The sequence below is a fragment of the Enterococcus phoeniculicola ATCC BAA-412 genome (genome assembly GCF_000407505.1).
In the GTDB taxonomy this organism is placed as follows: domain Bacteria; phylum Bacillota; class Bacilli; order Lactobacillales; family Enterococcaceae; genus Enterococcus_K; species Enterococcus_K phoeniculicola.
Genome location: NZ_ASWE01000001.1, coordinates 439,155 through 459,694, shown reverse-complemented (window position 1 = coordinate 459,694; position 20,540 = coordinate 439,155). Strand labels below are relative to the sequence as shown.

The window sequence follows — 20,540 nt, the reverse complement described above, 5'->3', positions numbered from 1 at the left end:
GTCCTCCTTACGCTTCTTCTTCTTTGTAGTCAATTCCTAACTCTTTACTGATTCCAGCATAGCCTTCTGCTTCTAAGCGTTTTGCCAACTCTGCATCACCTGTTAAAACGACGCGGCCTTCCATCATGATATGTACCACGTCAGGAGTGATGTAATTTAATAAACGTTGGTAGTGGGTAATAATCAGTGAACCAAAGTTTTCACCACGCATTTCATTTACCCCTTTTGAAACCACCTTCAATGCATCAATGTCCAATCCAGAGTCAATTTCATCTAAGATGGCAAATGTTGGTTCCAACATTAATAATTGTAGAATTTCATTTCGTTTCTTTTCGCCGCCAGAAAATCCTTCATTTAAATAACGTTCAGCCATTTCTTCAGGCATATTTAGTAGTTCCATTTTTTTATCTAACTTTTTCAAGAATTCCATAACAGACATTTTATTGTCCTCGTCACGCTTAGCATTAATTGCTGCACGCATAAATTCTGCATTGGTAATTCCTGGAATTTCACTTGGATACTGCATCGCTAAAAACAATCCTAGACGTGCGCGTTCATCTACCTCGAGCTCTAATATGTTTTGACCGTCTAACAGGATTTCGCCTTCTGTTACTTCATAGTTTGGATTTCCCATAATAGCCGCAGATAAAGTTGATTTCCCGGTTCCATTTGGTCCCATGATGGCATGGATTTCTCCTGTTTTCATGGTTAAGTTTACGCCCTTAAGGATTTCTTTTTCCTCAATTGAAACGTGTAAATTTTTAATTTCTAAAACTGACATGCGATTCCCTCCAGATTCTTTTAACGTTCTCATTCATTTTAGACTAATTGAGAATGAATCGCAATATTCTTGCTAGAGAATGTTTGGATTTATCCTTTGATAATTCTAACTTTATTTCAAATTTTCTTCGGAAGCCACCAGTTCTTTTTATAATAACTATTAAAAAGGAACCAATGTATGCTAGAGCGGTAAGCTTTCTTTTTTTTCATAAAAAATCTTCATATATTTTGTGTTAGTGAAAAAGAATGGGAATTTTTTTATTAATTAATAGTTTCTTTTCTATTGTACTCCTCTCTTCATTTTTCTTCTTGTTGAATGTCTTGTCGATTTAAATGTATTTTTCACTGCTGAGAAATGTCTTCGTGTACTTGGTTTTGTACTTACTTAAACTTTTTTATTCAACAAAAAAGAACTTAAAAGCAACAGCAATCGTTACTTCTAAGTCCTCCTGAAATGCTTAATACAGGTTAGGAACAGAAAAACACCTGTCTCTTCAGCTCCCTAATTTCTTTTGAATCTATTTATCCACTGGTTTTACAGAGCCGCCCCATTTTTCAATAATCCAGCTTTGTACTTCTGGCTCATGCAAAGCCGCAATCAGTTTTTTCACTGCATCGCTATCTTTGTCTTCTGTACGAGTAGCTACAATGTTTACATATGGAGAATCATCACCCTCTAAAAGAACGGCGTCTTCTAATGGGTTCAATCCAATCCCATAAGCAAAGTTTGAATTGATTGCTACTAAATCCCCTTCATCGTTATTGTAAGTTGTCGCCAACAATTCAGGAGCAATCGTATTTTCAAATTTTAAATTTTTAGGATTTTCTGCAATATCATCGAATGTTGCTGTTTCTAAATCCACTCCGTCTTTTACTTTAACCAAACCAGCTGTTTGTAAAATGCTGATAACACGTCCCCAGTCTGATTCAGAGCTTGAAACAATGATTGTTGCACCATCTTTTAATTCTTTAATATCTTTAATTTTTTTAGAATATAGACCCATTGGCTCTAAATGTACGCCGCCAACATTCGCAAAATCATAGCCATTATCTTCTACTGCTTTGTTAAAAAATGGTAAATGCTGGAAGTAGTTTGCATCAATTTCTCCATCCGCTAATGCTTTATTGGGTAGAACGTAGTCATCAAAATTAACGATTTCTAGCTCAACGCCTTCTTTCGCTAAAATAGGTTTTACCTGCTCTAAAATTTCAGCGTGTGGTGAAGGTGAGGCCCCTACTTTTAACACGGTCTTTTCGTCATTTTTCTCTGAGCTTCCTGTTGCTTTTGTATCTGAGCTTCCATTTCCACATGCAGCCAATCCAACGGCTACTAATAATACTGCTGCTAATCCAAAGAATTTCTTTTTCATATCCTTTTCCCCCTCATTTTCTTATCGCTTATCTGTTCGTTTTGTTAATGCATCGCCGATTCCTTGTACGATGAATACGATAACTAATATAATCACCGTAGCAACTAACGTCACCGTATAGTTTCCTCGTTGATACCCTTCTTGCCATGCGAGTGCGCCTAAGCCACCCGCGCCAATAGCACCAGCCATGGCGGTAAATCCAATCATAGAAATTGTTGTTACAGTAATGCCAGAAATTAACGCAGGTACACTTTCTGGTAGCAACACCTTATAAATTGTTTCCCAATAGCTTGCACCCATTGCATCTGCTGCTTCAAGCACACCCGGACTCACTTCGCGTAAAGCAATTTCCACTAAGCGAGCGTAGAACGGTGCTGCAGATAACACCAATGCTGGAATGGCAGCTTTTGCACCCAGCATGGAACCGACTAAAACTTTGGTAAACGGGATGATTAAAACCATCAATATCATAAACGGTGTTGACCGGAAAATGTTACTTATAATAGAAACTAGGCTATAGACAATTTTTGCATAAGGTTTATTTTTTCGACCAATAGTATAGAGAAGTAATCCTAGTAAGAGTCCCAAAACAAACACTAACACCATTGAGATGACAGTCATGTATAAGGTATCAATGATTGCTTGCTTCATTGTCTCTGAATTAATTTGACTAAAATTGAAGTATTGTTCTGAAATACTCTTATTCATGCGTAATCACCTCCACGCCAACTTCCTTTGAATTAAAAAAGGCTACAGCTTTATCAATTTCTTCTGGGTCGCCTGTTAGCAAAACGGTTAACGAACCTAGCGTGCTTCCTTTTGCCTGCTGGACTTTCCCATATACAACATTAATATCAATTGCGTATTGGCGAATAGCTTGAGAAATTACTGGCTCATTTGCATTATTTTCTTTAAAGGAAAGTGTCACAATTTTGCCTCCGGGATTCTCCTTCATAAAGCTTTGAATCATCTCATCTGTGTCATCTTCTGGCGCAAGCTCTTGTTGAACAAAACGCTTGGTCACTGTTTGTTGTGGATGGCGGAACACATCAAGCACGTCGCCCTCTTCCACCACACTCCCTAATTCCATCACTGCTACCTTGTTACAGATTTTACGAATCACATTCATTTCATGGGTAATAAGAACAATGGTTAAGTTTAATTTTTTATTGATATCTAAGAGTAAATCTAAAACTTCTTCTGTTGTTTGGGGATCCAACGCACTCGTTGCCTCATCACAAAGAAGAATTTCCGGATTGTTGGCTAATGCTCGTGCAATCCCTACCCGTTGTTTTTGCCCTCCAGATAACTGCGAAGGATACGCATCACCCCGTCCTTCTAAGCCTACAAGTTCTAAAAGCTCTGCCGCACGCGTTTTCTGTTCTGCTTTACTAACACCAGCTAATTCTAGCGGTAATTTAATATTATCGATCACTGTTCGCGACCACAGCAGATTAAAGTGCTGAAAGATCATCCCGATTTTTTTTCGAAAATTTCGTAATTCTCTGTTTTTTAATTTTGTAATATCCTGCCCTTTAACAACCACTGTCCCTGAGGTCGGCAACTCAAGTCCGTTCAATAAACGGACAAGGGTACTTTTCCCAGCGCCTGAGTATCCAACAATCCCGTATATATCACCTTTTTCAACGGTCAGATTCACATCATTTACCGCTTTAATTGCACCGTTTTTCCCAGAAAACTCTTTTTTGACATGGGTCAATTCAATCAATGCCATTTTTACTTCTTTCCCTTCTGTTTCCATAAGCAACAAAAAAACTTCCGCCCTTTTTTGTGCAGCACTCTGCATAAAAAGGACGAAAGTCTGACTTTCGTGTTACCACCTTGATTCGTTATTCTTTCACAACAATAACCTCGTTCAGTACTTGAAATTTGCTTCGCATACTGCTGCGCTTTAACGGGCGCTCCCGTAACAAGTTCACTTTCGCTCACTCATTCTGCTCAAAGACCATCTTCCATCTCATGTTCGTTACCCTTTCTCAGCACACAGGGCTCTCTTCAAACGTCGGTGACATGTACTCTTCTTTTCAAAGCTTTCGGTATATTGCTGAAATTATAACAACACTTTTTGAAACTGTCAATTCTTTTTTTTACAGACTGCCTATAATTTGTCGAATTCTGCTGGATCAACCTCTTTAAAACTAACAATCCATGCAACCATCTCATCTTCATCATTTAACACTTGAATGTCTGCATCGATTTTTTCATTAACAGATGAAATCACACCTGTCAGCGGACTTGGAAATTCATTCACTGCTTTCTCTGCTTCCACTTCAGCAAATGCGTCCCCTTGTTTAAAACTTTGACCAACTTTTGGTAATGAAACAAAGGTAATCGCCCCAAGCTCTTCTTGCGCTTCATTTGTTAATCCTACACAATATTCTTTTCCATTAAATAAAATCCATAAGTTGTCTTTGCGTTTTAAATGTACTCCTGCCATTTTAACTGGTCGCTCCTTCGTAATCTAATTCTTTAAAGCCTAGCGCTACTACTTGCCCATCTTTCACCAGCACGGGCCGTTTAATTAACATGCCATCGGTTGACAGCACCTGACTAGCTTCTTCTACTGTAAAACTTTCTACTTGATCTTTCAAGCCTAACTCACGATACTTCATTCCGCTTGTATTAAAAAAACGTCGAATAGGTAGCGGGCTTTTCTTCATCCAGCCTTCAATCACTTCAGGCTTAGGTGGTGTTGAAATCATGTCTACTGTTTCAACTGGCACATTATGTGCATCCAACCACTTTTTTGCATTTCGACAAGTCGAACATTTAGGATACCAATATAATGTATAGATACTCATTACCTCCTTGTTTCACTAGGTTCTCTTACTGATTGATAGCGCATTGACAAGATCAGTCCCACACCAATCATATTTCCTAAGATGGCTGAACCTCCTTGACTGATAAACGGCAACGGAATCCCTGTTAATGGGAGCAGTCCGATATTTGCACCAATATTTTCAAACACGTGGAACAAAATCATCATAATAATTCCTGTTGCAATATACGCATAAAATTCATTATTCGTATCAAAGCATACACGAATCATTCGATAAATCAAAATAAAATAAAGTAAAATAACAAATGCACCACCTACAAAACCAAAATTTTCACCAATAACAGTAAAAATCATATCTGATTCGCGAACAGGCACATAGATATCACTTACATTGTAGCCTTTTCCAAACATCCCGCCAGAACCAATTGCAAGTAAGCCTTGAGCTGGCTGATAAGAAGCGCCTCCAGCATCGTGGAATGGATCCAGCCATGAATCAATTCGAGCAAACTGATATGCCTTAAAGATACCTAAGTCACTTAAAAAAGCTCGCCCGGTATCGGTCGTAACCAAATAAATAGTACCGCCGCCGACAATAACTGCAAATAAAATAATAGGAACTACAATTCGCCAAGAAATGCCCGACATGAGAAAGACTCCGCCAAAAATTGCTAAGAAAACAAGCATTGTCCCAAAATCTTTTTGAAGAAGGACCAAAGCAATCACAGGTAACGTGACCGCAAACATTTTCAAAATGAGAAACCCATCTGTTTTTAAGGTTTTCTCCTTCGTCTTTGCATTATGCTGCGTAACAATTAATGCCAACATTAAGACAAACGCAATCTTCATGAGCTCCGAAGGCTGAAATGTTAGTGGTCCAAATCGAAACCAGTTTTTTGACCCAGTTAATTGATCCATGTCCTTATCATAAAATTTTAACAAAGCCAACATAACTGCTATTCCTAATCCATAGATGTAGGGGGTTAGCTTCCATATCCATTTTAAGCGCATATGCATGATAATAATAATTGCGATTGTCCCTAACGCGTACCACATACACTGCTTGAACATTTCTTTTACAATTTCTTTTTCCAACACGTCATGTGTCAGTGCTACGTATAAGGAAAGCAGCCCTATAAGACAAAGTAAAAACACTGGTAAAATAACGCCATAATCAATTTTATTATCTAACGAATTCGTTTTATTCTTATTCATTCTTCATCCCTTTTCTACAAAAACCATACTGGGTTATATTATAGTCGTCTCGGCAAATAAAAGAAAGTCTGAGTCTGGTAGTTTTGGGAAAAAATTAACCTTTTCCCCAGAATAGTTACCAATTTCTATTTTACACTGAAGAATCACTAACAATTTCAAATTCCTGACTTACCTAAAAAGGAGACAAGCACCCTTCTATACAAATATATCTCATTAGCTGTTTTAGAAAGAAAACTTTTTGTCTCCAGTAATATTAGTCTCATTTTCTTTTTCATAAAAAGCAAGTAGTGCTTGGGTCACTTGATTTATTTCCGGTGAGGTCAGATGATTTCTTTCAATGAAATAAAAATGACGCTGATAGCTTTCCGACAGTAACTGATAGAAAACACCTTCCGGCACAGCCCTCTTTGAAAGAATAGAACGGCCAATTCCTTTCTTTAACATCGCTGTAATCACTTCATTGCTTTTGATTTCTATTGCAGGCTGGGAAATGTTTTCCTCTTCGAAAAAGCGCTTGGTATAATGATAGACCCCGGAAGTTTTTTCTCTTACTAGCCATGGGCTGGCTGAAGGATCGCCCACCAGAACTAACTGATCTTTCAAAATAGGGTGTCGTAAAATCCCTTCTGTAGTGAGAGGTTTTTCAATAAACCCAATATCTGCTTCATGTTTGGCTACCTTCTCCAGTGCTTCGTGCGAGTTTGCCATGTCGATTTCAAATGCCACATTCGGAAATTTTTCAAATAATTCTTTCATAAGTTCAGGTAAACAATACACAGCAAATGTATGAGAGGCAACCACGCGACACCGGACCCGTTGACTTGATTCTTTAGCCAGCGCATCGATGGTTTGCTGCCAGTCATCCATCAAATTCAACACACGTTGATACAAGAGTTCCGCCTGTTTCGTTGCAATCATTTCCTGCCGACCTTTTCTTTGAAAGAGTTCTACTTTTAATTCTGTTTCCAATTGCTTAATTTGATGGGAGACAGAAGGCTGAGAAAGAAAAAGAATCTCTGCACTTTGAGAAAAATTTCTCGTTTCATACACAACACGAAAGGTTTGCAGTAATTTAAACATAATCATCACTTCCATCAGTTTTCTTAATAATAACTATAATAACTATTTATTTCAAATATAGATAAACTTGTTTTATACTTACTTAAGAACAAAGAGATGCTTGTTTTTCCTATCACGCATTTTCATTTCAACCTATTGTTAGGTAATTATTTAATTTTTCACCTATGAAATTTCAAAAAATTCATTTTAAAAGGAGTTTATTATGCACGTGTCTAACCACTCACTAAAACAAAAATTCTTCCCTATCTTACCAGGGCTCATTCTTTCCGTTATGGTCGCAGCAATTAGTCGGTTACTCGCTCTTTTCGTTCCACAGCTAGGAGGAGCTACTATTGCCATACTGTTGGGGATTCTTTTAGGAAATACCTTTTTTAAACAAAAAAGCCTCGCTGCAGGTACTAAGTTTTCAGAAAGTAAGCTCTTAGAAGTTTCTGTTGTTTTACTTGGAGCAACCGTTACTTTCCAAACAATTGCACAAATTGGACTAAAGGGGATTCTTTTTATCCTCATTCAAATGTCTATTACGATTACGGGTGCATATCTTATCGGGAAAAAAATGAACTTTAATGATACATTTTCATTAATGATGGCTGGAGGAAATGCAGTCTGTGGATCATCGGCAATAGCTTCTATTGCGCCTGCGATTCATGCAGAGGATGAAGAAAAGGGACAGGTTATCACGCTGGTTAATTTATTAGGAACCGTTATGATGCTCACGCTTCCTTTCTTAGGTCTATTTTTATTTGGTGACAATCTTTTAGAGAAAAGTGCCTTGCTTGGCGGAACGCTTCAATCCGTAGGTCAAGTGGTTGCTGGAGCGAGCATGCTTGACCAGATGGTTGTTCAGTATGCGATGCTCTTCAAAATTTTGCGTATTGTTTTACTCGTAGTCGTTGTTTTTGTATTTGAAAAATTTATGCAACGAAATTCTTCTGTTGTAGCGACTCCCTCAGAAAAGAAAAAGAAGAAGCTTCCTCTCCCATGGTATGTACTCGGCTTTTTACTTTTTTGTATTCTTAATAGCGTGGTTAAACTTCCTACCTTTATTGACCAAAGCGCACATTTCATCAGTACTTGGTTTGAAATTACTGCACTAGCTGCCATTGGTTTACGATTAGATTTCGCAAAATTTATGAAAGAAGGTCCTCGCTTTCTGCTGTATGGATTATCTGTTGGGGGACTGCAAACGATTGTAGCACTTCTTCTTATTTTCCTTATTCGGCTGTAAAAAGTGGCAAAAAAAGAAGGGGCTGTGACATAAGTCCCTAACAGAAAAGTGCATGAAATGACGAAAAACCGTTCATTTCATGCGCTTTTTTAGTTAAAATAAAAGAAGCACAGGTGGCACCCTGTGCTTCAAACATTTAATCCTGAAAGGACTAAAAATATGCATACCTATTATAACATGAATCAACTCACTTTGGACTTATCAACTTCATTTTCTCCCAAAGAAAATCACGTCGCTGTTTTCATCAATGAATTAGTGGAATCTCTTCAAATCAATGAGCCGTATCTTTTTGGACGCCCTAGAGAGTATGATCTAGGTGCCATGATGAAGCTAGTTCTGTTTGCCTATACGAGAGAAACCTTCACCAGTCGCAAGATTGAGCGATTGGCTGAAGAAAATTTATATGCCCGTTGGTTGACTCAAGAACGTGTACCTTCTTATCGAACGATTGCCCGTTTCTGCGTGTCCAATGATGTGCAGGAATTGACGAATAAAGGATTAACACATCTGACCGAGTATCTTCGCGCGCGCAATCTGATTGATGATGCGTTGTTTATCGATGGCACGAAAATTCTAGCCGATGCGAATAAATACAGCTTTGTCTGGAAGAAAAACACGATCCGTTTTGATCAGATGAATCGTGAAAAACTCCTTTTATTGATGACGGAATTAAAAGAAGCTTATGCAGTAAAAGAGATTCCCGAAGGGACTTCCCTTACACTAGACATGGTAGATGAGCTGTTGACACGAATGGAACTGAGATTGGAAGAAATTGAAAAAAAAGTCCAGTCAACGAAACGAATTTCACCTAATCCCGCAAAAAAACAGCGCCGAACGCTAAAAAGTCAAGTACGCAAATTAACTGAAAAACGAGAGAAGCTGATTGAACACCAAGATCAGTTTTCTATTTATGGTGCCAGAAATAGTTACTCAAAGACCGATCATGACGCTACTTTCATGCGCGTGAAAGAAGATCATATGATGAATGGTCAATTAAAGCCAGCCTACAATTTACAAATCGCTACTTGTAATCAATTTGTTTTAGGATATGATGTTTTTCAAAACCCAACTGACACTAGAACCTTACAACCATTACTTGAAAAAATGAATGTGATTAACCAATCACATCGATATATTGTCGCAGACGCAGGGTATGGCTCTGAAAGTAATTATCGATATCTAGAAGATGAACTCCCTCAACATACCGCGCTTATTCCCTACGGGACCTTTTTAAAAGAGAAAAGTAAAAAGTGGAAAACCGATGAGCAAAAAATAATGAACTGGACTTACAATGAACAGGAAGATTACTATATCGATCCTAAAGGTGTGCGATTTAATTTTCATGCCTATCGCAAAAGAACCGATAAAGATGGATTTATTCGAGAGTTTAAAGAATATCAAGCAGAAAAAATCGATCTAAATCAAGAAGTGATTCCTGAAGCTCTAACACCGAAGGGGTATATTAGAAAAATTACAGTAAACCCTGCTTGGGAATATCATAAAGCCAAACAAAATGAGCTTCTTTCTACCCCTGAAACCGGAAAGGTTTATAGTCGCAGGAAGATTGATGTAGAAACAGTCTTCGGATTTATGAAGGCTTGTTTAGGCTTCACTCGATTCACAGTTCGAGGGTTAGATAATGTAAGAAAGCAATCAGGTTTACTGATTACGGCAATCAATATGATGAAGCTGGCAAAAATAAGTAATTAAACCAACCAATTATACTAAAAAAACAAAATGCACGCGAAAATATTTTTATTTTCGCGTGCATTTTGTTTTTATCGAGGACGTAACTAACTAACTTATGTCACGCCCCCCTCGTAAAATATTAGTAAAGGTTGGGAAGATGAGGAACTCATCTTCTACGCATAGGATATGTTTGAGTTGAAGTTCTCGAAAATAAGCTGAAATTACGTCCCTACATCTTTTTCCTTCCTCAACTTAAGCAAATACTGGTTTCCAATAAAAAATTGCTTAGTCAATTGATTCCATCACTCGTTTCAAATCAAATCCTCGTCCCAAAACTTCATTAGCAGGCATCGAAATAATAAATGCTTCTTCATCAATTTCCTGCAGCGCTTCTTTTACTTGAGAGAAATCTTTTTCATGAACAACGGTCATTAGCATCATGCCCTCTTTTCCATGATAACCACTTTCTATCGGCATCATAGTGACGCCTTTGTCTAAAGACTTGGTTAAAAGATCCTTCATAACTAAGTATTCTTTTGAAATGATAAATACATTTCTCGAACGAACAGGCCCTGCTTGGACTAAGTCAATTACTCGACCAATCACAAATAGACAGATTAATGAAAAGAGAACAACATCAATATCAAATGCGATAAAGGCTGATAAAATCACTAAGCCATCAACCACCCAAACAGAAGCACCTAAAGGAACATGGAAATACTTATTGACCACTTGAGCAATAATCGCTGTCCCACCTGTTGAAGCACTGCCTCGAAACTCTAGACCAATACCTATTCCTGCAAAAACTCCACCAAACACAGCTGCAAGCGTCACATTATGTGTAACTGTTGGAAGTCCTGCAGATAAGCCAACAAAAAACGGAAAAATTAAACTACCATAGATAGTCTTAATCCCTGTTGTTTTCCCTAATAATAAAAAACAAAGTAATAATAGCGGAATATTGATTGCATACAAGGTTAAGGCTGCATCCCAACCAAAGGCATGATTCAGTACAACACTGATTCCACTTGCACCACCTGCAACCAGATGGTTTGGTAAAAGTACCGTATTCATCGTAATCGCTAAAATGAGCGACCCGATAGTTACGTAAATATAATCTTTAAAAAAAACACGGATATCAAATTTTTTCACAATTTCACCCTCTACTAAAAATGTCCTAATCTAACGTAACATAATCTCTTCAGAAGGGATAGACCTCAAAAAATAATTTTTTCAATTTAGCTTATTCATTCCTCCATTATTTAAAGTTAAATAGTCCCCTGTAAAAAACGGACCAACTCTGCTTTTTTACCACCATACACAATTAACAAAAAAAGTGAGGATGTAGATAGAAGCAACTTCTTCTATCCCATCCTCACTTTTAGATTTCTTACGGAAGGTAAGGGATTCGAACCCTTGCACGGTTTTACCCGCCTAACAGATTTCGAGTCTGCCCCCTTCAGCCAAGCTTGGGTAACCTCCCAACAACAATAGGATTTTCTCATATTCTGAAAAAAAAGTCTAGGATATAAAATAAAAAAATAGACAGACATGTGTCATTTACAAAATCATATTGATACTACCTTTTGAAAAAAACAATTTTTAATTAATCTGGGATTTCGAGGAGCAACTTCTAAAAGTTGCCATTTTTAAATACACTTTTTAGGTTGCACCTCAAAATATCCCAGATTATCACTTAACTGATTTCTATAAGCTTATAGTCAGGGCTAGTTATTGATCAATTGTAGCACCCTTTCCAATATATCCAACCCATGTGCTGCCATTATATAAAGAATAGTATGTCGAACCATTGCCCAGTAAATAAGAGTATTTCGCTGTATACAATTTACCTGCGAATTTCGATTCATTTGATTTACCAATAGATGTAGACCAATATAAATCTTTCCAAATGTTATACGTTTTACTACCGTTTATTTTTACTTTTTTATTTATCGTCACTGGTTCCATTTTACGCATTGCTGATGTATTAATATACCCTTTCCATGTATCCCCTCGATACAATGAATAATAGGAACGCTCATTTCCAATGGTATATTTATAGCGAGCCTTGTACACCAAACCTCCATCTTGGTTCGCTGTATTTCCTAATTTAGATGACCAGTATAAATCTCCCCAAATCGTATAGTTTGGACTGATTGCAGTTACATAAACATCATTTTGTGCAACCGGTGGACAAGTTTTTACTGCCTTCGCGTTAATATATCCTTTCCAGTTTCCCCCTTGATATAAAGAATAGTAGGAAACATTATTTCCTAATGTATATTTATATTTTGCCTTATAAACCAATCCATCTTTATATCCTGTTGTATTTCCTAATTCTTTATTAAAGAAAAATGAACCCCAAATTTTATAATTTGGACTAATAGCTGACACATATACATCATTTGCTCCAACAGCTTTTAATTCATCAGCTCCACCAGTATTTAAAAACCCTGCAAAAACTCCTGCAAAATACAGTTCATAATATTTATTAGTTTTTACTGTAAAGATTTTCTTTGCATCATATACAGTACCTAACTTAGTTACACCTTTTTTTGTCTTATAGTCCAAATCTCCCCAAAGGGTCCAATCAGCTTTAACAACCGTAACTTTTTTATCAAATGTGACTGACGGATAATTATTTTCAGAACCTTTCAAACGATAATAATACACTGGTAATCCAGAATAATCTCCCATCCAGCCAGTTGCAGGTGTTGTTGCAATTCCATTTTTAGGGTAAGTACAATGAATGATTGTGTCATTACTTAAAAATACACCTGTGTGTCCGTCTGAACCGCCAGAGCCACCTTTTATACCCGCTACAAAAATATCTCCTTTTTTCACTTCTGCTCGCTTGATTGGAAGTAAAAGACTCCCTTCTAATCCATATAGTGTTTCTGTGTTCCCCATACTTCCAGAAGGTAAAAATCCTCCAGCAATTAATGAATAGTATACTGCCGAACTACAGTCGTAACTGTTCGGTCCATAACGATTAGTCATAGAATAGGTTACTTTTCCTTCACGATCTTTGAACCATTGAATCATTTTGTCAATACTTGCCATTTTTTCATTCCTCATTTCTATAAGTTAGTTGAATCTAATCTCTTTTTTGATTCCTTCTTAATAATTAACGGAGCAAGCATTAAATACCCTAGCTCCATCCTATTTTTTGTTAGATATTTATTCCTATCGTGTCCCAGCCTATACAGCAAAGATAGTCTAAATCATGTGCTAGTACTTTCTTTCCTGTAGAAAGTGTATAAACAAACTTGGAGCCGTATTGATTGATTTCTTGACGACTAGCCGTAATATAGGCCTTCTCTTTTTCTGTGTTTGCTATTTTTTCTCCGCCATACCAATGCGTCGCAGTTTTTCTCAATCGAACAATTGTCTGATTACCAAAGGCACGGGTATCTGTCACCTTTCCTCCAGCATCTTCTGGAGGCGCTTGTTCAAATTTGTCGGTTGTGCGTGTTCCTTTTGCATAGGCCGTCCATGATTCTTTATCCCCATAAAAAATATTGGCATCTAAATCATTGGAATATCCATCTAAGCGAGTTTTCGAACTATATTGATAAATTGCTGGTGTTCCCCAATAATTAACTGTTGGTGCTGGCAAACTTTTGTAGCCCTTTTCTGGAGGATTTGCCCCATATGCTGCAAACCACAGCCCATAATCAGCGTCTCTTATACTTTGCCAATTTTGGCTATTGAGCAGGGATTGATACGTATAGAGCATCCCTTTCACACCATTTGTTAATTTTTCAAGATGTGTTAAAAAACGAAGACACCAACTAGGTGAATTGGCAGATACTTCTTCCTCATAATCGAGAAAAAGAATCGCCTCACCAATATAGCCCTTAATATTTTCAAAGAAATACGTAGCTTCCGCTTCTGGATTTCCATTTTTTGCATAGTGATATACACCAAGTAACTTGCCTGATTTTTTGGCTAACTGATATCGACTATCACAATAAGGATTTACATAATTCACTCCTTCTGTTGCCTTTACGATAACAAAATCACCAGAAATTTTTGATACATCAATGTTTGCTTGCCAACTAGAAATATCAATTCCTCTTAGAACCATCTTCCTTCCCCTTTTCGTCTGATTTTTTCGTTGGGTCAGAATCGATAAACTCATGGCCTCCAGTATAGGATTCGCCTTCTCCAGACATAGAAAGCAATTTCTTTATCATATCCTGCAAGTTTGATGGAATACCTACATTCATTTTTGCAACATTTTCTAAAATGGAAATGAGTTCGTTGGCAATGTAGAAAAATGTAACTGCGTCTCTAAGCATCGATTTATCCCCCAACAAGGTATCTAAAAGATGTGCTACAACAATCACAGACAATATAGCCATCTTTTTTGCAATCCCTTTAAACCCAACTTTACTCGACAATGCGCCATTCGTTGTCGCACTCAAAATCCCCGTAAGATAATCTACAACTATAATCCCTAAAATCACTTGCATCACTGTACTCCACTCCCCAAAAACAATCCCAAAAATCCCCCCTAGAGCGGCAGCACTCATTTTAATTATGTTTTCTGTCATTTATTTCCTCCTAATTGAAAGACTAGATAGCCTAAAAAATAATAGAGCCTTGCACTAAATAAGTCTTTTTATTAATAATTACTAACTAAGCGGTATTTGGATACCTGTTAGCCACACATCCTGATTACCTGATGTTCTCGAGACTAGCTGTAGTTCGCCACTTTCATGAGCGTATATAGTTGCACTAGCATTAATATCGGCAGTCATTAAAGGTTGTTTAAAAGCGGTTCTTGTCCATGTTGGTTTTACAACAGAAGCCAATGTAGTAAACATGCCTGTTTTTCCAGCATCTATTTTTACAGAACCACGCAACATTAGTATCCCATTTTTTACCCGATATTTCGGGATATAGTTATTATCAGTAGTAGATCCAGGCTGTGAAGCTGCCCCTGTAATCGGCAATGTTTTCCACCCTGTATCCTCCACTACTGCTACTTTTTGGGTGCCTATTAATGGTGTTTTGACAAATGTTTTTATTCCATCAATTGTTTCATTACTTGTTTTATCCACATATTTTTCTTCAATGCCATCCACTGCATTCACATGTGTTTTCAAGTATTTTTTTACCCCATTTTCTTGTAATTGTACGATATCTGCCATTTTACACTTCTCCTATCTTTTCAAAAATAATATTTAAAGCCGTTAAGTTATCTAATTTTTTCTTATCTGCTGACGACATCAAGCCATTCACAGTCGATGTTGCTACCGTTGTTGTTGCATTTGTTCCAGCAGGTCCTTGTGCTCCTTGAGGACCTATTGGACCTGTGTCTCCTTTTTCTCCCTTAGGTCCAGTTGCTCCCTGAATACCTGCAAGACCCGTGTCTCCTTTTTCTCCCTTAGGTCCGGTTGCTCCCTGAATACCTGCAGGACCCGTATCTCCCTTTTCTCCTTTGATTGCTGTTAAACCAATAATCGCGTTTGCATGCGTTTGAGGATATACTTGGATCCCCTCTTTTTTAATTCTTACAATATCTGTCATTTATTCTTCTCCTACTGGTTCAATCGTGATTGCTGAACCTCCTAATAATCCACTGTCATAATCGCTTATTATTTGCTGCAGCTTTAAAAATAGCGCACTAGTAATAATCCCGTCATTTGATTCTGAAGCAATATCAATTGTCTCCGGTTCTTGACTAATTCCTAAATCCTCTTTTGTTATCTGTACATTTCCAACTTTCCCATTTACTGACAACACTGGAGCAGTTCCAGCAATCATCTCTTCAATATCGAAAATTGCTTTCACACTCGTTTCTGGCATAAATTGTCTTTGTACTCCTTTAGAATCTTTCTTCATAAGTTTACGAATGTCCACTTGATTACTCATTTATTTCACCTACTTTACTTAAGTAGAAAGTATCTTGATTTTTATCATCGATGGTGGCAATTACCCTTGCACATTTCTCTGTCGTAAACATTACATCTGCTAGTTTTACTGTTTCATGGTTTTGGCTAAAAAGATCATCTTGTATAGTTATTAATCCATCAATTTTTGACGAATCTATAGCATACAAATCAGTGAAGTCTGCCTCCAACCTCTCAGACAAAGAGGAATACCCATGCCCAGTTATACTTTTTCTAGCTTCCATTAGTTCCTTCACAATCGTTCCGCCAGGATCCATTTCATACAACAGATTTTTTACCTCTTCAAACCATTGGGTAAACTCTCCTTTATTACTGTTAATAAAGTCTGTCATCTCCTCAATTAACTCTTCAATAGTTTGCCAATAAGAACCCGTTTCTCCTTTTGTTTGAGAAACCGCTCGAATGACAAAATATGAAAAAGGCTGAGTAGAACCGATGAGTGATTTTCCCTTATAAAAAACAAATTGTGCACCTTCAATACGGCCAATTTTTTGCATAGAATAGGAATCAAAGGTATAGCGAATGATTCCTTTTTTTGCATCTACCACTACAGCCTTACTCTGTACGGCTTTCGTACCAATCATTACTTCTAAAAATACATCTCCACCTGTTAAGTCAAGTGGCTCTCCATTTTCAGAAATATGAACCTCTACGCTTTCTGTCTGTTTGTTTTCTTGTCTGACTCTTATCATTCCAATAAACTGTGCTGGTTCAGTAGTACTTAAATTAAGTTTCCATTTTGACATTTCATCACATCCTTTATTTTGGGGGAATGACAATTGAAGAAATATCATTTGCGCTGTAGTAGTCACGCTCTAGCTTTCCACAAATCATCCCTAATTCTGTATTTTGTTCATAGGTTTGAATCTTTCCATTGTTTAATCCGCGAATAACCCCTGTATGACCATAAGTTGCGTCCGCATACCAGGTACTGACTCTACCACCGCGGCTCCAGTTGATAATTGCTCCCACTGCTAATTGATTTTTTGAGGGGTTTTTAACAACCTTCCAGCCAAGCGCTCCCCAGTCATAGGCAATTCCTATGTCAGAAGCGGCAGATGTATTTCCAATCACATGACTTAATGCGTACTGAGTTCCAGCACCTAAACCACATCCTCCTAGATAACCAGAGTATTCAGCCGACAAACCGTAACACTGACCATTTCCTATCTGTTTTCCAACAAGTGTTTCTAAGTGTTTTAAACCTGATTCTCCAGTCGTCGTACTTGCCTTCAAATCTTTAAATTTGTTGTACCATTCAATAGCGTACTGGCGACGTTCTGGATGAGTAGCCGCTGGACGTTCATAATTCCGTTCAAATACAGTTGCTGCTTCTGCCGCATCAGTCATCAACTTGAACCCACTAACACTAGTGGGGGACACACGCCCTAACCACTGTCCGTTATACATTGACCACTCTAGCAACCTGCTTTGCGCTGACATTGTTTTATAATCTGTAGTAATTCCAGCAGCAGCCATTAACCGTTGGACATACTCGCGACCGTCCCAAGTTTGAGAACCAACTAGTGGGTAAGCTGAACCGTCCCACTGAACAATTCCGTAAGCAGGACCGTTAATTTGGGCTGTATCAGGATTCATTGAACCAGTTTCACCTTGGACATTTCCTAAAATTCCAGCAGCCGCTTGCTTGGTATAGCCATTTGCTACCAAGAATATCCATAAATCCCATGCCCATTTTTCGGAATTTGTTGATACTTCTGGAGGATAACCACCTGTTCCTGTACCTCCACCGCCTCCAGGTCCACCACCTTGACCAGGAATTATTTCTTTTCCACCAACAAATAATTTTCCATTAATTTCAACTTGACCATTAAATTTCACATTTTTTTTAAAGATAACTGGTTCGTTAAATTCAACGGGACCATAAAACGACCCCTTTCCATACACGTTATATAAAATATTCTCTGATGTACTTTCTTTGGGAACTTGGAAAACAGGTCTTGAACTACTGAAATTTTTTGATTCTGAATTAATTGAAAATATATAGCCAGGTTTTTGAATAATCGCAAACCCATTAATTTTGCTGCCACCATATGTTGCGTAGATAGAGCCTAATCCTTCACCATGCAGTTCTTTTGATCGTTTCTCAAAGTCAATTCCCCCATTTTCAATAACAACCTGAAAATCTTTCGCATCCATTGTCTTGATAGAAGATCCATTTATTTTTGTTCCCTTAATACTGGAGCCACTTATATTTACACCTTCAATATCTATTGCTTTGATTTTTCCTGCTGCTATATAATCCGCATTAAATTTCCCATCTATCGTCCAAGCTGTCTTTAAGTTATCTAAATCAAACTCTCCTTTTATGAATCCTATTCCATCTGAATTTGCAACTAGAAAATGATTGGAATTACTTATCTTGCTTCCATTCATCCAAATCATTTGGAAAGGTTCTCGACTTGTTGATTTTCCTAAATCTGAAGGAGACATTAAGAGTACCGAACCACCATTTGCTCCTCGAATAATATCTGACTGCTGTTTTGAGATTTCCTCTGACTCATAAAAAGTCGTTTTACTTTCATCTAAGGCTTGTATACTATTCCTCATGGATGAGCTCTGGCGAACGGAACTCTTAGATAAGTTATCACCCAAGCTAGCTTCTATTTGTCCAGTTAATCTATTTAATTTGGTTTGATAAACTCTTGTTTTATAATGGTAGTCTCTATCATATCGATGGATAGTTACAATATTTCCAATAGCATCCCCATCAAATACTGTAGTCTTAAATTGAACAAGTGGTCTTGAACACTCAATAAGCTGAAGGTATGTTCTTTCTAACAGTTCTTTGGGGTCTTCCAAATCGTCCAATAACAAAACTTGTTCTCGTTTTCTCATACGTCCTTTTTTTGTTGGTATGCCATGTAATGCTGTCATTTCAGGATACTCCAACCAGTTTTGTCCTTTCGGTTTATCCAGTGGATTTCCCAACTCTTTTTTCCATTCTATATTGGTAAATTCAACTCGTTGTTCTGTTTCTGTACCGACCCCTTGTTTCTTTCCTTGTCCAATTAATGACGTATAAACTTCACTTCTATCTCTTTCTTTTACTATTGTTAGTGCATTGTCTCCATAGTCAAAACGAGTATTGCTTTCATCTCCAATTTGATGATAAACTTCTATCCACTTATCAGTAATTCCTTTGCCTGTTACATTGCATCGAAATAAAATTTCACAGTCTAACGATTGTAAATACTTTAGTGCTTCTTTAACGGAAACGAAAACAAAATCCTGTGTAACCTTTGATAAACCAGTATCAGCGTGCCCCAAACGCCATTCACCTTCTGTGGATTTAAGAAGTTCCTGTATAACACTAACCATTTCTCTTTTTTTAGACTGTACTTTTTTTACAATATATGAGTCTAACTCGTTTGGTCCAAATCCTATTCCGTTGAACAATAAATGATTTCCCTGATCCGTATCATCAATAATTCTGTACATTGAAAAATCATTCTCTTCTTTCACAGCCATATACCTTGCATCTCTTAGCTCTCTATCAAAACTAGCAGTTACTGATAAACGATCATTCAATAATTCTTGTTTGTTCGCCGTAATTTCTTTCGTCTGCAGCACTTCAATTAATTGATTTTCATCTACAATTTTTATCATCTGCTGACTGTCGTTAAAAAAATAAACAACTTTTTCAATCATAGGCTCACACCTCTATAGTAAATAGTCATCTTTCCATTGTTACAGCTCAACCGGTCATTTTCTCTTAGTGTGAAATTCTTAAAATCACTGGAAAGATCAAGTATATTCGTTTGATTCAAACCATTAACAAGTAGTTTTCCTTCTTTAATTCGAAATTCCAAGCAATCCCCCGACTTAATTTGAGCATTCGTAATAGAAAGCTTCTCTCGTCCATTTGAAATTTCTATGGAGTTATCATACGCTAAGGTAACTTGTAGTTTTGTTGGTACTGTTTCAAATGGAAGTTCCGTCTGAATTTTTCCACTTGATATAAATTCTTTCGTATATTTCCGCGGGTCCTGACAAAAAATAGTAAAACTAGAAATGACACTATTTGATTCACCAGCGACTTCTTCAGCACTGCTGTATCTTCCTTTATAAAAATAATCAAGTTCATCATTAAATTGAATGGTTACATCTTCAACTCTATAAAGTAGCTTCATCAATTTTTTAAACTTAAATTGTAGTTGTTCTGCGTTATTATCTGATAATTTATATTTAACAGTAATTGTTCGTGATGGTAATGTTTGCTTAGAAATGAGAGAACCCACGCTCATGGATTCCGTTTCAAAATCTACAGAAAGCATTTCACGACCGCCTACAGCCAGCGTCTGATACCCGTCGATTTCTTTTTCGAGAAAAAGGCCGTCGTAACTCATCGCACTAGAAGGAAGCCACTCATTAAAAAGCAAATTGCTATTTTTCGTGTCTACAAAAGAATACATTCTATTTTTCCATTCACTCATAAT

19 protein-coding genes, 1 tRNA gene, 1 pseudogene and 1 other annotated feature are annotated in these 20,540 nt (G+C 37.3%); of the genes and pseudogenes, 2 read left to right on the top strand and 19 right to left on the bottom strand.

From position 1 onward, the window contains the following. Positions 1 to 7: 7 nt before the first annotated feature. The 8 genes from sufC to I589_RS02015 all read right to left on the bottom strand — a co-directional run bounded on the left by sufC (position 8) and on the right by I589_RS02015 (position 7,242). Positions 8 to 781, bottom strand: coding sequence for a Fe-S cluster assembly ATPase SufC (gene sufC, locus I589_RS02050; protein WP_010769798.1), 774 nt, complete (start codon positions 779 to 781; stop codon positions 8 to 10). Between the two features lie 517 nt (positions 782 to 1,298). Further along, the gene (locus tag I589_RS02045; protein WP_010769799.1) at positions 1,299 to 2,150 is read right to left on the bottom strand and encodes a MetQ/NlpA family ABC transporter substrate-binding protein; all 852 of its coding nucleotides are present in this window, start codon (positions 2,148 to 2,150) and stop codon (positions 1,299 to 1,301) included. Positions 2,151 to 2,171: 21 nt separating this feature from the next. Continuing rightward, positions 2,172 to 2,858: a methionine ABC transporter permease gene (locus tag I589_RS02040; protein ID WP_010769800.1), complete on the bottom strand. Its 687-nt coding sequence runs from the start codon at positions 2,856 to 2,858 to the stop codon at positions 2,172 to 2,174. Continuing rightward, entirely contained in the window at positions 2,851 to 3,885 is a 1,035-nt protein-coding gene (locus tag I589_RS02035; RefSeq protein ID WP_034684564.1) for a methionine ABC transporter ATP-binding protein, read from the bottom strand. Before I589_RS02035 ends, I589_RS02040 begins: the two co-directional genes overlap by 8 nt. Positions 3,886 to 3,957: 72 nt before the next feature. After that, positions 3,958 to 4,208 (bottom strand) — a binding site (T-box leader). 61 nt (positions 4,209 to 4,269) lie between these two features. Beyond that, the gene (locus tag I589_RS02030; protein ID WP_010769802.1) at positions 4,270 to 4,608 is read right to left on the bottom strand and encodes a glycine cleavage system protein H; all 339 of its coding nucleotides are present in this window, start codon (positions 4,606 to 4,608) and stop codon (positions 4,270 to 4,272) included. A 1-nt stretch (position 4,609) separates the two neighbouring features. Beyond that, on the bottom strand, positions 4,610 to 4,966 hold the full coding sequence (locus I589_RS02025; RefSeq protein ID WP_034684562.1) for an arsenate reductase family protein: 357 nt from the start codon (positions 4,964 to 4,966) through the stop codon (positions 4,610 to 4,612). Between the two features lie 5 nt (positions 4,967 to 4,971). Then, positions 4,972 to 6,162 carry an FtsW/RodA/SpoVE family cell cycle protein gene (locus I589_RS02020; protein WP_010769804.1) on the bottom strand — a complete coding sequence of 397 codons (1,191 nt, stop codon included), beginning with the start codon at positions 6,160 to 6,162 and terminating at the stop codon, positions 4,972 to 4,974. Between the two features lie 222 nt (positions 6,163 to 6,384). After that, complete coding sequence (locus I589_RS02015; protein WP_010769805.1) at positions 6,385 to 7,242, bottom strand: LysR family transcriptional regulator; 858 nt, start codon at positions 7,240 to 7,242, stop codon at positions 6,385 to 6,387. A 202-nt stretch (positions 7,243 to 7,444) separates the two neighbouring features. On the opposite strand from I589_RS02015, the gene I589_RS02010 reads away from it, so the two are divergent. Together I589_RS02010 and I589_RS02005 are read left to right on the top strand one after the other, a co-directional pair. Further along, positions 7,445 to 8,470 carry a YeiH family protein gene (locus I589_RS02010; RefSeq protein ID WP_010769806.1) on the top strand — a complete coding sequence of 342 codons (1,026 nt, stop codon included), beginning with the start codon at positions 7,445 to 7,447 and terminating at the stop codon, positions 8,468 to 8,470. A gap of 159 nt (positions 8,471 to 8,629) precedes the next feature. After that, positions 8,630 to 10,171, top strand: a pseudogene (locus I589_RS02005) (IS1182 family transposase); the annotation flags it as partial. Positions 10,172 to 10,444: 273 nt separating this feature from the next. Here I589_RS02005 and I589_RS02000 read toward each other — a convergent pair. The 11 genes from I589_RS02000 to I589_RS01950 form a co-directional block, all read right to left on the bottom strand. Further along, a complete protein-coding gene (locus tag I589_RS02000) occupies positions 10,445 to 11,311 on the bottom strand; it encodes a YitT family protein (RefSeq protein ID WP_010769807.1) in 867 nt (288 codons plus the stop codon). 241 nt (positions 11,312 to 11,552) lie between these two features. Further along, positions 11,553 to 11,642: transfer RNA gene (locus I589_RS01995), tRNA-Ser, on the bottom strand. A 248-nt stretch (positions 11,643 to 11,890) separates the two neighbouring features. Continuing rightward, on the bottom strand, positions 11,891 to 13,222 hold the full coding sequence (locus I589_RS17715; protein WP_010769808.1) for a peptidoglycan amidohydrolase family protein: 1,332 nt from the start codon (positions 13,220 to 13,222) through the stop codon (positions 11,891 to 11,893). Between the two features lie 109 nt (positions 13,223 to 13,331). Further along, entirely contained in the window at positions 13,332 to 14,249 is a 918-nt protein-coding gene (locus I589_RS01985; RefSeq protein ID WP_010769809.1) for a GH25 family lysozyme, read from the bottom strand. Beyond that, positions 14,230 to 14,718 carry a phage holin family protein gene (locus tag I589_RS01980; protein WP_010769810.1) on the bottom strand — a complete coding sequence of 163 codons (489 nt, stop codon included), beginning with the start codon at positions 14,716 to 14,718 and terminating at the stop codon, positions 14,230 to 14,232. The genes I589_RS01985 and I589_RS01980 overlap by 20 nt, the downstream gene beginning before the upstream one ends. Positions 14,719 to 14,799: 81 nt before the next feature. Beyond that, positions 14,800 to 15,318 carry a hypothetical protein gene (locus I589_RS01975; protein ID WP_010769811.1) on the bottom strand — a complete coding sequence of 173 codons (519 nt, stop codon included), beginning with the start codon at positions 15,316 to 15,318 and terminating at the stop codon, positions 14,800 to 14,802. 1 nt (position 15,319) lies between these two features. Then, on the bottom strand, positions 15,320 to 15,697 hold the full coding sequence (locus tag I589_RS18660; protein ID WP_010769812.1) for a collagen-like protein: 378 nt from the start codon (positions 15,695 to 15,697) through the stop codon (positions 15,320 to 15,322). Beyond that, positions 15,698 to 16,042 carry a hypothetical protein gene (locus I589_RS01965; protein WP_010769813.1) on the bottom strand — a complete coding sequence of 115 codons (345 nt, stop codon included), beginning with the start codon at positions 16,040 to 16,042 and terminating at the stop codon, positions 15,698 to 15,700. Then, positions 16,035 to 16,826, bottom strand: coding sequence for a BppU family phage baseplate upper protein (locus I589_RS01960; RefSeq protein ID WP_010769814.1), 792 nt, complete (start codon positions 16,824 to 16,826; stop codon positions 16,035 to 16,037). Before I589_RS01960 ends, I589_RS01965 begins: the two co-directional genes overlap by 8 nt. A 13-nt stretch (positions 16,827 to 16,839) precedes the next feature. Continuing rightward, positions 16,840 to 19,752 carry a phage tail spike protein gene (locus I589_RS01955; protein WP_010769815.1) on the bottom strand — a complete coding sequence of 971 codons (2,913 nt, stop codon included), beginning with the start codon at positions 19,750 to 19,752 and terminating at the stop codon, positions 16,840 to 16,842. Continuing rightward, positions 19,749 to 20,537, bottom strand: coding sequence for a distal tail protein Dit (locus I589_RS01950; RefSeq protein WP_010769816.1), 789 nt, complete (start codon positions 20,535 to 20,537; stop codon positions 19,749 to 19,751). The genes I589_RS01955 and I589_RS01950 overlap by 4 nt, the downstream gene beginning before the upstream one ends. Positions 20,538 to 20,540 lie beyond the last annotated feature (3 nt).